General features: G+C 40.7%; 6 protein-coding genes. 4 read left to right on the top strand and 2 right to left on the bottom strand.

Going from position 1 to position 15,304, the window contains the following annotated elements; translation table 11 throughout:
* Positions 1-92 precede the first annotated feature (92 nt).
* Genes nusB through IPM34_09775 form a run of 3 tightly spaced genes read left to right on the top strand, consistent with a single transcriptional unit; the run spans position 93 to position 3,951 of the window.
* The gene (nusB, locus tag IPM34_09785; protein MBK8955836.1) at positions 93-1,025 is read left to right on the top strand and encodes a transcription antitermination factor NusB; all 933 of its coding nucleotides are present in this window, start codon (positions 93-95) and stop codon (positions 1,023-1,025) included.
* Between the two features lie 36 nt (positions 1,026-1,061).
* Positions 1,062-2,594 (top strand): glutamine-hydrolyzing GMP synthase, encoded by a 1,533-nt coding sequence (gene guaA, locus IPM34_09780; protein MBK8955835.1) that lies wholly within the window; start codon positions 1,062-1,064, stop codon positions 2,592-2,594.
* Positions 2,551-3,951: a hypothetical protein gene (locus tag IPM34_09775; protein ID MBK8955834.1), complete on the top strand. Its 1,401-nt coding sequence runs from the start codon at positions 2,551-2,553 to the stop codon at positions 3,949-3,951. Before guaA ends, IPM34_09775 begins: the two co-directional genes overlap by 44 nt.
* Here the strand turns inward: IPM34_09775 and IPM34_09770 are convergent, their stop codons facing one another.
* Together IPM34_09770 and IPM34_09765 are read right to left on the bottom strand one after the other, a co-directional pair.
* Entirely contained in the window at positions 3,952-5,145 is a 1,194-nt protein-coding gene (locus tag IPM34_09770) for a pyridoxal phosphate-dependent aminotransferase (protein MBK8955833.1), read from the bottom strand.
* 153 nt (positions 5,146-5,298) lie between these two features.
* Positions 5,299-8,184: a hypothetical protein gene (locus IPM34_09765; protein MBK8955832.1), complete on the bottom strand. Its 2,886-nt coding sequence runs from the start codon at positions 8,182-8,184 to the stop codon at positions 5,299-5,301.
* A 458-nt stretch (positions 8,185-8,642) separates the two neighbouring features.
* Between IPM34_09765 and IPM34_09760 the strand changes: the two genes are divergently transcribed.
* Positions 8,643-14,954, top strand: a complete 6,312-nt coding sequence (locus IPM34_09760) for a T9SS type A sorting domain-containing protein (GenBank protein MBK8955831.1) — start codon at positions 8,643-8,645, stop codon at positions 14,952-14,954.
* Positions 14,955-15,304: the final 350 nt, after the last annotated feature.

Genomic DNA, 15,304 nt, shown 5'->3' with positions numbered 1-15,304 from the left:
TTATAAAAATTAACGAGTAGTTCTCGGGTAAAGTTGATGAAAATTCAATAATCCAATTAATTTTGCAACTCAATTAAAGACAGAACACTACAATGTTGAGTAGGAGGAATGTTCGCGTCAAAGTGATGCAACAATTATATAGCCTGGCCCAAGACCACGAATTAACTTACGATCAGGCCGTCCAGGCATTTCTTAAAACCATACACGACTCTTTCAGACTTTATTTATTAAATTTATATTGCATTGGACGGGTATGTTATTTTGCCAGCGAGGATTTCAAACACCGCCAATCCAAGCATATTAAGTCTGAAGACGATAAAATATTTACCGATAAAATTTATTCCAATCCTCTGATCCAAAGTATAGAAAACAACAATTTTATACAGCATAAATTTAAAGAGGAACATTGTGCAGAAGGACTCGACGACGATTTGTTCCGGAAGATATACAAAGACTTTACTAAAGAAAAAAGCTATATCGAATATCTGAATAAGGAGTCTGATCACGAAGATCATGTAGAGATCCTTTTAGAATTGTATCGGTTTTGCCGGAGAAATGAATTGTTTAATGAAATCATGGATGACCGGTTTGCCTGTTGGACTGACGACAAAAGTCTTGTCATCGGAGCATTGAAAAAAACTTTAAAGGCTTTACCCAATAACGAGCCTTTTTATAAGGAATACATTCCCGATGAAGACACGGTGGTTCATTTTGGCAAATATTTATTTGATCACACCTGCAAAATGAACGAGGATTTAAGCGCCATGATCAATCCGGTTTTGGAAAACTGGGATTCTGAGCGCGTTGCCCTTATCGACATGATATTAATTAAAATGGGAGTTGTCGAGATGGTTCATTTTAAAACCATACCGCCTAAAGTGACTTTGAATGAATATGTGGAGTTGTCGAAGACTTACAGTACAGATAAATCGAAGGAGTTCGTAAACGGGGTATTGGACAAACTTTTGAAGCAATTGGAATCCACAGGAAAAATTGTGAAAGAAGGCAGAGGATTGAGTATCTGAATTTAAACTGTTTTCTTTTTCTTTCTTGATAAGCACATGGAGAAAATCATCATACTGGATTTTGGGTCTCAACTTACCCAATTAATCGCCAGACGAATCAGGGAACTTGAATTGTATTGTGAAATCTTGCCTTATCATGTAGAATTTCCTTATGACGAACAAATATCTGCAGTCATTTTATCGGGCTCTCCCTGTTCTGTAAGAGATCAGGATCACCCTGATGTAGATTTACAAAAGCTGGTGAACTCGTATCCGGTATTTGGTATTTGTTATGGAGCGCAGTTACTGGCTGCAAAATTTGGTGGGGAGGTCAGTCCCTCCTCCAAGAGGGAGTATGGCCGTGCCCATTTGGAGTTTCTGATTGATGACCCTTGCTTTGATGGCATTCCCGATCAGGAACAAGTTTGGATGTCGCACAGCGATTCAATCAGCCGTTTGCCCGAACATACCAGTGTCATTGCAAAAACCGACAGCATACCAGTCGCAGCATTCAAAATGGACCTTGGATCTTTTCCGGTGTATGCTGTTCAATTTCATCCTGAAGTGGTGCATACAAAATTTGGGAAACAACTGCTTCAAAATTTCCTTTTTAAAATTTGCAATCTCAAACCGAACTGGACAACAGGTTCCTTTATCAGCGAGCAAATTGAATCCATTAAAAAGCAAGTTGGAAACGATCAGGTGTTGTTGGCTTTATCGGGAGGAGTTGACTCTTCGGTTGCTGCATTGATCATGAAGGAAGCTATTGGAGCGAACCTGCATTGCTTTTTTATCGACAACGGACTGTTGAGGCTGGGAGAATTTGAACAGGTGCTTCACACGTATGAAGCCTTGGGATTGGATGTAAAGGGAATTGACGCCAAAGATCAATTTTATGCCGAATTGGATGGAATTTCTGATCCCGAGGCTAAAAGGAAGGTTATTGGTAAAGTGTTTATCGATGTATTCCAAATGGCCGCCTCGAATTTTCCTGCTGTAAAGTGGTTATGTCAGGGAACGATTTATCCGGACCGAATTGAAAGTGTTTCGGTTTATGGGGGACCTTCTTCGACCATAAAATCTCACCACAACGTTGGAGGCTTACCCGACACATTGCACTTAAAGATCATAGAACCTCTGAAATTATTATTTAAAGATGAAGTGAGGCAGGTAGGATCTGCATTAGGTCTTCCCGAAGTTATTTTAGGAAGGCATCCTTTTCCGGGACCGGGCCTTGCCATCCGTATCATCGGGGAAGTAAACAGAGCTCAGGTAGAATTGCTTCAAAAAGCCGATGAAATTTACATTAGCAATTTAAGATTGGCTGGACTATACGATAAAATATGGCAGGCTGGCGCAATTCTTCTGCCCGTGCACACAGTAGGAGTTATGGGAGATGAACGCACTTATGAAAAAGTGATTGCGTTAAGAGCTGTAAATTCTTCCGATGGAATGACGGCTGATTGGAGCGACATACCACATGCTGTATTAGCAAAAATTTCTAATGAAATCATCAATCAGGTCAAAGGTATAAATAGAGTTGTTTATGATATCAGTTCAAAACCACCGGCAACAATCGAATGGGAATAGGCCAGTAATTCTTTGGCTGTGCATTTTGTTTCTCATCAATTGGGCCTGTGGCTCTTCGAGAAAAGTTATTTCTGCAGATAAGCAATTTCCGGAACCCAAACCAGAGAAAGAAATTCGGAAGGAAGCGCCAGTAGTCAAAGTGGATACTATCGTTTGGAAAGAGGTTAAACCGGAGGTCGCGAAAGAAAGCCAAAATGAGCCGGTCATTGGAGAAAAAAACAAAGAACAACCTTCAGAATCTATAACGGATATTCCTGAAAGTCCTCTTCACATGAGTGGCTTAAAAAAATTAAACATTTTATTTTTAGCTCCTTTTACCGCCTCATCTAACGATACAACCACTTCAGAAGAGTCTTTGCGATTTATCCAATTTTATGCCGGTATGAAAATGGCACTCGAAGCATATGAGAAAAGAGGCGGACTTCCACTGAATTTAGAAATCATCGATGAACAGGATAAGAATAAAGTAGATCAACTGCTTGCGAAGAATTTAATACAGAAGCCCGATTGCATCATCGGGCCATACGATGTGGAATCACTAAAATTGGTTTCCGAATGGGCGAAAGTCAATCGTACCCTTGCAATAAGCCCTTGGATCAGCAGTTCTTCAATCACATCAGACAATCCCTATTATTTGCAAATCAAAGCAGGACTGAATACACATTTCAAAGCCATCGGGCAGCATATTCAGAAACATTTTTCAGAAAATCAGGTATATATTATCTCTAAAACAAAGGACGATGCCAGGACCAAACATTTTTTAAGAGAATCGGGTGAAAATTTTAAAGAGGCAATTTTTTCTGAAGAACAACTATTGAATGAATCCGGGATGGTTCTCGAAGAGTACTTTTCTGAAGAACAACCGGTTGTTTTTGTATTGCCAATGACCTTATCCAAGGATGAAAATTACATTTATCATTTTTTAAGAAGGGTAGCTGCCGAAAAAAACGGTAGGGAAGTAGTGATCTATGGCACTTACCGATGGCTCGATTTTAAACCTGAGATTGTCGATTACATCAACAGTCTGAATGTCCGACTCTGTCTCAGCAATATGCTGGATTTAGAGCATCCTGAATTGAGGAGTTTCAAGTTGAAGTATTACGAAAAATACCGGGAACTTCCCCGAAATGATGTTTATGAGGGTTATGACCTGATGCAATTTCTGCTTTTCAGGATCAATAAGTTCAATGCTTCGAAAACCAGCAATTTAGATTCGGAAGAACCACACTATTTTCAATCCAAGTACCAGCTCGAAGCAGTTTCGAAAGACCCATTATTAAACAAGACCGATTATTTTGAGAATAGATTTGTAAAAATTGTCGATATGGATGGTTACAAATTCCGTTTTATTGATTAATCATACAAGCAAATCAAGCGCTCTGCGCATTCTTGTAACAGCTTCCGTAATTTTTTCTTCCGATAAAGAATAAGAAATCCTGATGCAATCAGGAGCTCCAAATGCAATACCGCTCACTATGGCAACTTTTGCTTCTGTGAGTAGGAACAATGCGAGATCTTCCGAATCCCTAATTGTTTGATTTTGATAAGATTTTCCAAACAGAATTTTCACTTCGGGCAACACGTAAAAAGCTCCCTGGGGTTTATTTACTTTAAATTCCGGGATGCTTTTTAATTCATTTAAAAGGAGGTTGCGTCTTTTTTCATAGGCCTGACACATTTGTTTTGAAGAACTCATATCAGATTGCAGAGCTTTGATAGCAGCCTGTTGGCTGAAACTTGCCGCACCGGAAGTGAATTGCCCTTGAATTTTAACGCAGGCCTCGATGATAGCTTTTGGACCTCCCATATACCCCAATCTCCAACCCGTCATAGAATAACCTTTTGAAAAGCCATTGATGGTGGCTGTGCGATTATTTAGGGAAGGCAAGGACCCAATGCTGAAATGCCTGGTTCCAAATTGAATATATTCATAGATCTCGTCTGAAACGACCAGGACGTCAGGAAAATCCTGGAGGATCTCTGCAAATGCTCTTAGTTCATTTTCAGTAAAAACGGTTCCGGTGGGATTGCACGGAGAGGAGAAAACAAATAATTTCGTTTTTGGGCTGAGGGCTTTCCTGATTGCCGGGAGATCTGGTTTGTAATCGGTTTGAACATCGCTCTCCACGCAAACCGGAGTTGCACCCGTTAGTTTGATGATCTCATAATAACTCACCCAATAAGGAGAAAGAATTACAGCTTCATCTCCGGGTTCCAGGCAGGCAAAACATAGATTTGCAAAACACTGTTTGGCTCCGTTGGATACCATAACTTCATCCGAACCATATTCCAGATTATTGTCTCTTAAAAATTTTTGGCTGATGGCTTTTCTCAATTCTAGTGTTCCAGCCACCGGCGTATATTTTGTAAATCCAGCTTTAAGGCTTTCAATAGCAGCCTGTTTAATAAAGTCCGGTGTATCGAAATCGGGTTCACCAAGACTTAAATTGATCACATCGTGTCCTTCAGAGGCCAGTTTACGTGCAAGTTGAGCCATTCTAAGGGTAGCCGACTCCGTCATTTCCAGAACTCTGTTTGCTAATTTAAACATGCGCGCAAAGGTCACAAATTCTGGCGAAACCATTACAACTTGTTGGTAGACTTTGCACAATAACTGCGAACATACCTATTGGTCATAAAACCACAGGTAGATACACCTCATCGCCTAACGCCCAAAGTCAAAACATCTAAAAGCCTAAAGACCTTATTTCAGATGGAAGAATTTATACACCTGAATTTTCTCCTGACTTTTGATTCGAATAAAATAAAGATCTGTGGCTAATTCATCCAATGGTACCTCCAATTCAAACAAGCCTCTGGGTATTACCTTAATTTCCAGGCTTTTTCCTTCCAGATTGAAAAATTCAAATTCGAGATCTTTTGGAAATTCTGTTTGCGAAAAGAGCAGAACCGAAGTGCTGCGATTGTTGATGATTACATTTTTGACATCAAATTTAGAGGGACCGGAACCCAGGCATTCAATGGATCTGAATTCAATGACCGAACAGCAATTGGGATTGTCATTTTCGCAAATTTTTACATAGTCGAATGTCCTGCCGGATTTTTTGAAATCCTGTATGGTTATCGGCAGATCTGTAAAAGAATAAAAGCCAACCAGACCGGTTCCGGAATAGACTTCAAAATATCTGTTGATAACGCCTGTATATTTAAAATCCAGATGAAGTGAGTATTGTCCCGGACCTGTGCAATGGAGTGGAGATGCTTTGACTTCAAAAATCTTACAAGGTTCCAGATTGGGTTTGCAGCATGGACGTTCAAGATATCTGGTCAGACTAATACTGGTATCTTTTTGATCTATTATTTTAATGGTGTAAATCGTACGGCAATCTGCTTTAAGCGTTCCCGAAGTTACAGGTAAAGCGTTGTATGCGAAAGTGCCATCGTGGATGCCGTTTATCAGAAGATGGAACGAATCTGATACATGCCTGTAATTGAATTTAATTTTCAGCTTAAAAGTGGAATCCGGCAGGCAATCTGTTCTGACCATTTCATAATTATACAATTCACGGTCGATCGAATCGCAACAAACGATACCAAGATTTACATCTGCCTTACACTCGTTAGCATGGCAGTCAAAGACTACAAATTCATAAGGCGTGTTGCAATCAGCTGGCAAAGGGCCTATTCTGACGGGTAATTGAGAATATTTAAACAGACCGTAATTTTTCCCATTTCCTGCCACTTTAAAGCAATCTGATGTGCCCGAATAATTAAAATTCAAAACAGCATAAAATTGATTGTCGGAATTGCATGGGGTCCTTTCTACAACCAGATTATTGATCTCGCAGTTTTGATCGCAACAAACTTTTCCTATTACTTTTTCAAATTTACATTCTTTATAAATACAGTCCGTAATGATGAATTCATATGCTGTTGTGCAATCTCCTTTAAACGGACCAAGTTTGATTGGTTGATTGGCATATTTGAATTCACCGTAATCGTGGCCGTTACCCACAACTTTGAAACACTCGGAAGTATTTTCGCCACGGACCTTCAGGAAGACATAAAATTGATTATCGGCATTGCATTCAGTGCGTTCAGCAAGTACTTCGCGTATGACGCATTTGGTATTCATGGTATCGCAACACACGACTCCGATATTTTTTTCGAGGGCGCAGCTGGCATCGTGGCAATCCTGAACTACAATTTTATATTCTGTTTTACAGTCGGCCAATAAAGAATCAAAATGTACAGGTAGCTGATTGTAATTAAATATTCCAAGTTGGTTGCCATTAAGTTTTACTTTGAAACAGTCGGAGGTATTCTTGTGGTTAAAATTAAGAAACAGGCTAAAAAAATGAGGGTCTTTACATTTTTCAATTTCATAGCGCATTTCGTACAATTTACAAGGCTCAGTACCCGAGTCGCAGCAGACTTTTCCTAACTCCTTGACAATCCTGCAATCCGGCTTTTCGCAATCTTCGATGTTGAATTCATAAGAGGTTGTGCAATCACCGTTGAAAGGACCAAGTTTGATCGGGAGTTGTCCGTAACGGAATTCACCATAGGAATGACCGTTGCCTTTCACTCTGAAACAATTGGAGACAGACTGGTATTTGAAATTGATGTGTACGTAAAACTGTTTATTGCTGTCGCATTGCGATTTTTCGACAACCAGATCGTACAATTTGCAAGGCATATTCATAGTATCGCAACAAACAGGGCCCCAAAGGGTATCTTCTGCGCAATGGAGATCTTTGTGGTCCTGGATGAGGATGCCATATTTGGTTCTGCAGTCCGCTTGAAGCGGCCCAAATTTATAAGACGCATTGCCATACTTGAATTTTCCCATACTGGCACCATTTACCTTTATGGTGAAACTATCAGAAGTATTTTGGCTTTGAAAAGATAAGAATGCAAAAAATTTCTGGTTACTGTCGCAAGCCGACCGCTCTATTTTAATATTGGAAATTTTGCAAGTTGCTTCGCAGCAAACTTTGGGTAGTTCAATCTTTAAATTGCACAACTCTTTATCGCAATCTACAATTTGAAACAGTCTGGCAGTTTGACAATCTCCTTCAAAAGGGCCCAGTTTTAAGGGCAACTGCGTATATTTATAAGTTCCGGTAAGATCATTGTTTACAAATACATTAAAACAGCTCGATGTGTTTTTATACTTAAAATTAAGGAATACAAAGAATTTGCGATCCGAATCGCAATCGGTCTTTTCGATTACAGGATCGTAAATCGCGCACTCGTTTTCGCAGCATACTTTGCCAAGAGCAAAAGCTCTTTGACAGGTGTTGTTTAAGCAGTCCTTAATTACAAATTCGTACTCTGTAAGGCAATTGCCTTCCAAACCATCTATAATGATGGGTAGATTGGTATATTTAAAGCTACCATAGTTGATCCCGTTACCGGACACAGTAAAGCATTCGCTTACATCCTGGTACTTAAAATTTATTTTGACAAAGAATTTTTTAGAGGCATTACAGTCTGATTTAATGACCTGTAAATCATAGATTTCACAGGCACTGGATGCCTGGGTTGTAAGACAATTTACCAAAAAGAGAATGCTCAGCAGGCTTTTAATTAATTTGTTCATACCGGGAATGTATTGTGATGTCATCAGAGAAAATTTGAACGATTTAATAAAAGTACGACATTTGAGGCTAATGAGTTGCCTGATCCTGCCATAAATCTTGACTCCCCCTCATTTATCAAATGAGTTAAGATTCATATATATAAAATAATTATGAACCAACGATTAATTTTTGCTTTAAAGTTTGGAAATTAGAACATTAAGAGTATTTTTGCTCATTGAATAGACGTGTAATAACACGAACTCAAGATTCTTAACCTAAAGGTGGACGAAGCAAACCTCCGGAAGTTTAGATCTGATTTGAGTGCAATAGATTGATATACAGTATATTGTATTGAGTATATCTTATTTGACTTGCACTAAAATGTCTGACTGTCGGTACAAGTGACTTTTCTGAGTCTGCCCAAAATGTTTTGGAAATTCGGGTTTTTGTAACTGCACGAAAATTCAAAAAGACGAATTTTTAAGACCGAATAACCCATTTCATGAAACGTACACTAGTTTTATTCTTAGGTTGCCTTGTTCATTTGAATCTGGCATTTTCTCAAGGAACTTCTTGTTCTTTTGCACCTTTTCCTCCTCAGGGGGCAGGAGTTGGAGCTTGTCTGGCAGCTATTAACCTAGATTGCCCTGAATTAATAGCGCCTGATTGTGGTTGCTGGCCGGATCCCAAAGCTGCACCTGTAGTCATTAGCCAACGGTTTGATTTCAAATTTGTCGAGTTTCCTCCCGGATCGGGCGAATGGCATTTGGATTCTATGCCTGTGCTTTTTAATGATGCCCCGGAGGCTGGATGTGCTGATGTCATTATCAAGTTGACCGCTGTTGGAGACCTCAGTTCAAGGCCTTTTGAGGACATCGTTCTTGTTGATGAATACGGTAATATTATTTGCAGGGCTGGAGGGGCAGACTGTGAAACTGTTGTGGCCCAGTGTACCATGTCTTTTTGTGATTTCAATACTCAGGTTCAAGGAGGTCTGAGATGGAAGACTTTGCCGAATTCCTTAGTTACAAATCGTTTTCAACATCCGTTTTGCGGTGAAAACTGGGTGAATGTGGAATTGACAATACCCCAGTCTAATATTCGCGCTATTAATGATATTACCGGTGAATGCGGTGGTATGGTGAATTTCAATACATATGGTACGCACACCATTAATTGGAAGAGTATCAATAAATATACATGTGAAGAAATTGAAGCCAAGCAGGAATTGACTGTTGGCGACAATATACCTCCTGTTATTATCGGCTGTCCTACTAAAGGGGTGGTGATCAACTTAGGTCCCGGCGAATGCGAGGCTTCATGGGATGCGCCTCCATTTATGGCCATGGACGATTGTCCAAGCAGTAATTTTGTAAATGAAGCTAACTCTATAGGATGTCAGGCAACGGGTGGTTTCTGTGGTTATGCCTTCGGAAGACCTGGTGGTTTAATATTTAACGTTACCAACAATACAGCACAAAAAGTGGCCATTATTGGAATGGTAGCAAACTTTATCGCCGGTTGTTCTGGTGCACCCACTCCAAACGGTATTTTTGAGTGTTATGCAAAAACAGCTGCCAATGACGCTTGGACAACTGGTTTAACGGGTTATAACAATAATCCTAATTTCCAGGGATGCAACGGTGTATCGCCTAAAAGCCTTTGGACTTTAGTAAGAAGATCAGTTGCTGCTGATGGAATTCGCACAACACCACAAAATGCTCCTTCTTTGGATACCATGTATTTAGGGGGATCAACCACACCACAGACAGATACAGTATATAACTGCGATGGTACTTTTGTGATCAATACAGGATCGAGCAGAACATCTTCTTTAATTCTCGACCCGGGAGAAACCAGAGGTATTACCCTTGTAGGAGGGATAGGTACGCTTTACGATGTAAAACTTTCAACTTTTGGAGGTTGCAATGCTGGAAGACCATTTGGAGATGGTAAACTTCAGCTTAGCACAGGTTTAATTACCGGAGGAGCTATTGATAATATGGCTGCCGGATTTGGAACCTTGGGGATATGCCGTCCTATCGGTTATACAGGAAATGTAATTTATGCAACTGCAGACAATATGATCCGCGTTCGCCAAACTTGCGGAATTCCTTATGGCCCGGGTTGTTACTTCCCGATCGGATGTACAACATTGTGTTATGAAGCTACAGATGCTGCAGGTAATGTTGCAACCTGTCAGTTTGATGTGTGTGTAAATGCGTTTGCAAACCCGGTTACACAACTTGCTTGTCATGATGAAATTCAAATTAGTCTTGATGAGAATTGTCTCGCAACGATTTCTGCTGATGAAGTTCTAGCAGGCGGTCCATATAAGTGCTTTGACGACTTTGAAATAGAAGTAAGAGATTGGATTACTAATCTGATCATCGATCGGAGTCCAAATCCTGGAATTCAGGTTGGAATCCAGGACATTGGCCGCGAATTAAAAATCACCGTAAGAGATCCGGTTACTGGAAATTCATGTTGGGGTCACGCAACCGTTGAAGATAAAATTGCACCTCGCTTGATGTGTGCCAGGGATACCTGTATTGTGTGCGGAACTTCTTTGACTTCACCCGCATATATGGGTACGCCTATCGTCGATGAAAATTGCGGTGGGTTTGCATTGTCGTACAAAGACAATGTCACTCAGGGTAGTTGCGCTTCAGGAAATGAGGAAGTGATATCCCGGACATGGACTGCTGAAGATGCTTATGGTAACAAGAGCACATGTGTACAAACCATTACAGTTGCATTGGCTACCTTAGGTTCTTTAGATGTTCCTTTAAACTTTGATGATCTCGAAGAACCGGTATTGAGCTGCGATGGCAAAATCAATACGACTAAAGATTATACTGCACATTATCTTTCATCCCCTTATTGCGTCGATGGTTATTTGTTGGATTCTGCATATTGGTTTGCTACAGGCGGATTCCTGCCAAGTCCAAATGGCGACCTGGCGGGTGAACGGTTACCAAGAACTTTGGGGTGGAATTGTATTGATACCGGTCTTTATATCGGGCATCCAAGTCCATTCCCGGTTTACTGGCCCGCACACCCAAGCTGGAGACCTAACAATCCACTTTGCTGGGGCCCGGATGAAGTCATCCAATGGGCTGGCACAGGATATCCTTCCGGCGGTGAGTGTTCCAATATGGGCATTACCTTCCAGGATATCAGGATAGATCTGGCTACGCCCGGATGTGATGCGGGGCCAATCGGCTGTTTCAAAATTATACGCCAGTGGACGGTTTTGGATTGGTGTACCAGTGAAGTAGGTGGTGTGAACCAGATTATTAAAGTTGCCGACAAAGAAGGTCCCGATGTTTTATATCCCGACACAGTTATAGTCAATATGGATGTGTGGACTTGTACAGGCCGCTGGGAAGTTCCTGCACCCTGGTTATTGGATAATTGCAGCAATGAACTTCATTATAGTGTTGAAACAGAGACTGGAGTAGTATTGGGTAATGACGTGGCCGGTTATATTGTCCTGGATATGGAAGTAGGTGTTTGGAATGCCTATATTGTTGCTGAAGATTGTTGTGGAAATATTACGAAAAAACGCATTGCAGTCAACGTTGTCGATAACGTTCCGCCTGTTGCAGTTTGTGATCAACGAACAGTTGTTAGTATCGCAGGCAACCAAAGTCCAGGAGAAAATTTTGCCAAAGTTTTTGCTGAAGATTTGGATCAGGGAAGTTTCGATAACTGTTCTCCACATGTCTTCTTTAAGGTCATCCGGATGGAGCATCTTCGCAGTACCAATAATGGAAGCAATGCAAATCAGGCAGATAATGGAACCAACTGTGCAGGAGTGAATGGCGATGACAATGCGATTCTCGATGGAAATCAGATTTACTTCGACGATCATGTAAAATTCTGTTGTACGGATGTTGGCAATAGCATAATGGTTGTATTACGCGTGTTTGATCGCGAACCCGGTGCAGGCCCTATTGCTCCTAACAGAATGAATCCAGGTGGTAATCTGTTCAATCGTTTCAGCGATTGCATGATTGAAATTGAAGTTCAGGATAAAACGGTTCCGACCGTTGTAGCGCCACCGAATATTGTGGTGAGCTGTTGGTTCTGGTTTGACGTAGAGAATCTCGATGACCCCAATGATGCAACTTTTGGAAGGGTGGTCAACGATCTGAGTGCCCGTAAAAAAGTAGTAACAAAAGATTTGGTTTGCTATAATTATTGTGTTCGCAACGACATTACCGGATATCCCGGTTTTGTACCCGGAGCACCACCTTCGAACCCACCAGCCTGGAACAGAGCGTGCGATTATTACAGGGTGTTATTTGATACCGCTCATGCTGATCGCAAATATGAACTTACCTGGGGATTCGACGGAACCGTTTTAGGTGGTTGCGGAACCAACTACAGTATTTCTGTTAATGATAACCGCGAATGCGGACAAGGACAGTTAACCAGAACTGTGGTAGCGAGGGGTCCTAATGGAATCAGCGTAACCGCTACCCAAACTATTTGGGTGGTTGATTGCGATCCTTTCTACATCAACCGGGAAGACAATTGCGATTCGGATGATGACATTACCTGGCCAGGAAATTGTACAGGACAAGCGACAACTATAGCTGGTTGTGGAGCAGATATCAGTCCGGACAATCCGTTGTTAGGAAGGCCAAGTATTGAGAATAATTCAGATGATCTTTGTGCACTGATCAGTATTGAATACTATGACGAAGTATTTACCATTGAACCACAGGCATGTTTTAAAGTTCTCAGAAAATGGGTGGTGATTGATTGGTGTCAGTACGATCCAAGTCTGGATCCGGTTAATGGAAGATGGGAATATTTACAGATTATTAAAATATCAGACACTGATAAGCCAACTGTGAATATTACGATTGGCGATTGCGAACCTGCAGTAAAAACGAATGGAGTTTGTTACGGACATATCGATATCAGTGTGGATGCAACTGACAACTGTAGCCCACTGGACTGGTTATTCTATGAGTACAAAATTGATTTCTTTAACGATGGGAAAGGAGCCTACTCTGGAAAAGATGCCGTAGTTGGTCCGCTGACTCGTAAAGAATTCGCGGCCGGTCGTACGCCATTATTCCACGATAACCCGTATGCAGATAATGAAAATGATCCATTTAGTGCAAGTGGTACTTATCCAATAGGTATCCACAACATCTGCTGGCATGTAGAAGATGGTTGTGGAAACGTGGGTATATCTTGTCAGTTGTTTGAAGTGAAAGACTGCAAAGCACCCACTCCATATTGCCATGTTGGTGTGATTACTACCGTAATGCCAGTAAATGGCTGTATTACCATCTGGGCAAAAGATCTGGACGCTGGAAGCTTTGATAATTGCACCAATGCAGAGGATTTGAAAATTTATTTCGATGATTTTGATAGCGACAGTCTTACCATATGCTGCGATGATTTTGTTGCAAACAGGATTAACGATGAATTGATCATACCCGTTACTATATGTGTTGAAGACGAAGAAGGCAATAAGGATTGTTGCAAAACCACCGTTGTGATCCAGGATCCTCACAACGTTTGTCCTGATGTTGGTTCATTTGGAAAAATCAGTGGTGAAATCAGAACATTAAATTCTGAAGAAACGCAGGATGCCGAGGTCCAGTTATTTGAATCTACGATCATGAAAAAACAAATGACGACTTCGACAAACGGGCGTTATTTGTTTGGCGATCTGGATTACGGATTTTCAAAAGAGTATGTTGTGAAGCCAAGCCGCAATGACGATCATGCCAATGGAGTCACCACAGCAGATATTGTTAAAATACAGCGCCATATCCTGGGAATAGAAGATTTGAATAGTCCCTATAAGCTTATTGCCGCTGATGTAAACCTCAGCAAATCTGTAACCGCCTCAGATATTTCCGATATACGGAAATTGATTCTTGGTGTGACCAATGCGTTTACAAAATGCGAAAGCTGGACATTTGTTCCGACCACCTATGTATTTCCGAATCCAATTGCGCCCTGGGATGCACCTAGACAGGCTGTAGTGCCTTTGCCTACTGCAACGGAGTTTATTGAAAATTTCCTTGCGGTTAAGATGGGAGATGTAAACAACAGCGCCAGGGGTAAGAATTTAGCCGGAAGCAGTACGCGTTCGAATGGTGTATTGAATTTGGTGATAGAAGATCATCAGACTGTACCAGGAGAATTGTACAGATTGGAATTCAGATCATCAAATTTCCAAAACATCAGTGGATATCAGTTTACTCTCAAATACGATCAGAAAGCCCTTGTATTTGAAGGTGTTGAAGCTGGAGTTCTTGCCGTTGATGCAAGCCATTTTGGAAGCAACAGGACAAATGAAGGATTACTAACTACCAGCTGGAATCATAAAACGTCGTATTCAGCTGACAGCGATGACATCTTGTTTACTGTTGTATTCAGGGCAGCAACTGAAGCAAAAATTTCAGGACTGGTAGCCATTAATTCCGCAATAACCCATGCTGAAGCTTATGATGCCTCCCTGAATATCAAAGATGTTCAGCTCGGAGTCAGAACTGAGAGGGGTATTGAAGAGACCGCTGTATTTGAATTGAATCAGAATTCTCCCAATCCTTTTACCAAGGAGACTGTGATCAAGTTTACTTTACCTCAGGATGGATTGGCTACTTTAAGCATCTATGATGTTGCTGGTAAAGTATTGAGGGTGTACGAAATTAAAGGTGTGAAAGGTTTGAATTCAATAAACATTGATAGGAACGATATCAATGCCAGCGGAGTCTTGTATTATCAATTGGATGCTGATAGCCACACAGCAACCAAAAGAATGGTCATATTGGAGTAAAGTTTAAGACTGGCTTTTGTCTCTTTAGTGAATTTTGGAGATAAATAGCTGATAATTAACCTAATAAATAAAGGCAAGGGTCATGTGATCCTTGCCTTTTGTTTTTTTGAACACTTTGAAATCAGGGGTGAAAAATTTCTTACATAAATTATTTTTACCCATAAATAGTTTTTAGAAAGTATATTTCGTTGCATTTCAATAACATAACATCTGATATTTTTTTTTAATGTTTTCACATTAATTTCTCTTCTAAATTCTAAGTTTTCCGGGCTCTTTTTTGGAATGTTCCTTGCACTTAAGCTCTCATGGAATATTTGGGCTTTAAACGCCTGAATCCTTTCATAATACCT

The sequence above is a fragment of the Saprospiraceae bacterium genome, assembly GCA_016716185.1.
GTDB lineage: Bacteria > Bacteroidota > Bacteroidia > Chitinophagales > Saprospiraceae > Vicinibacter.
The sequence above is the reverse complement of the archived record's forward strand: the minus strand, read 5'-3'. Positions and strand labels throughout refer to the sequence as shown.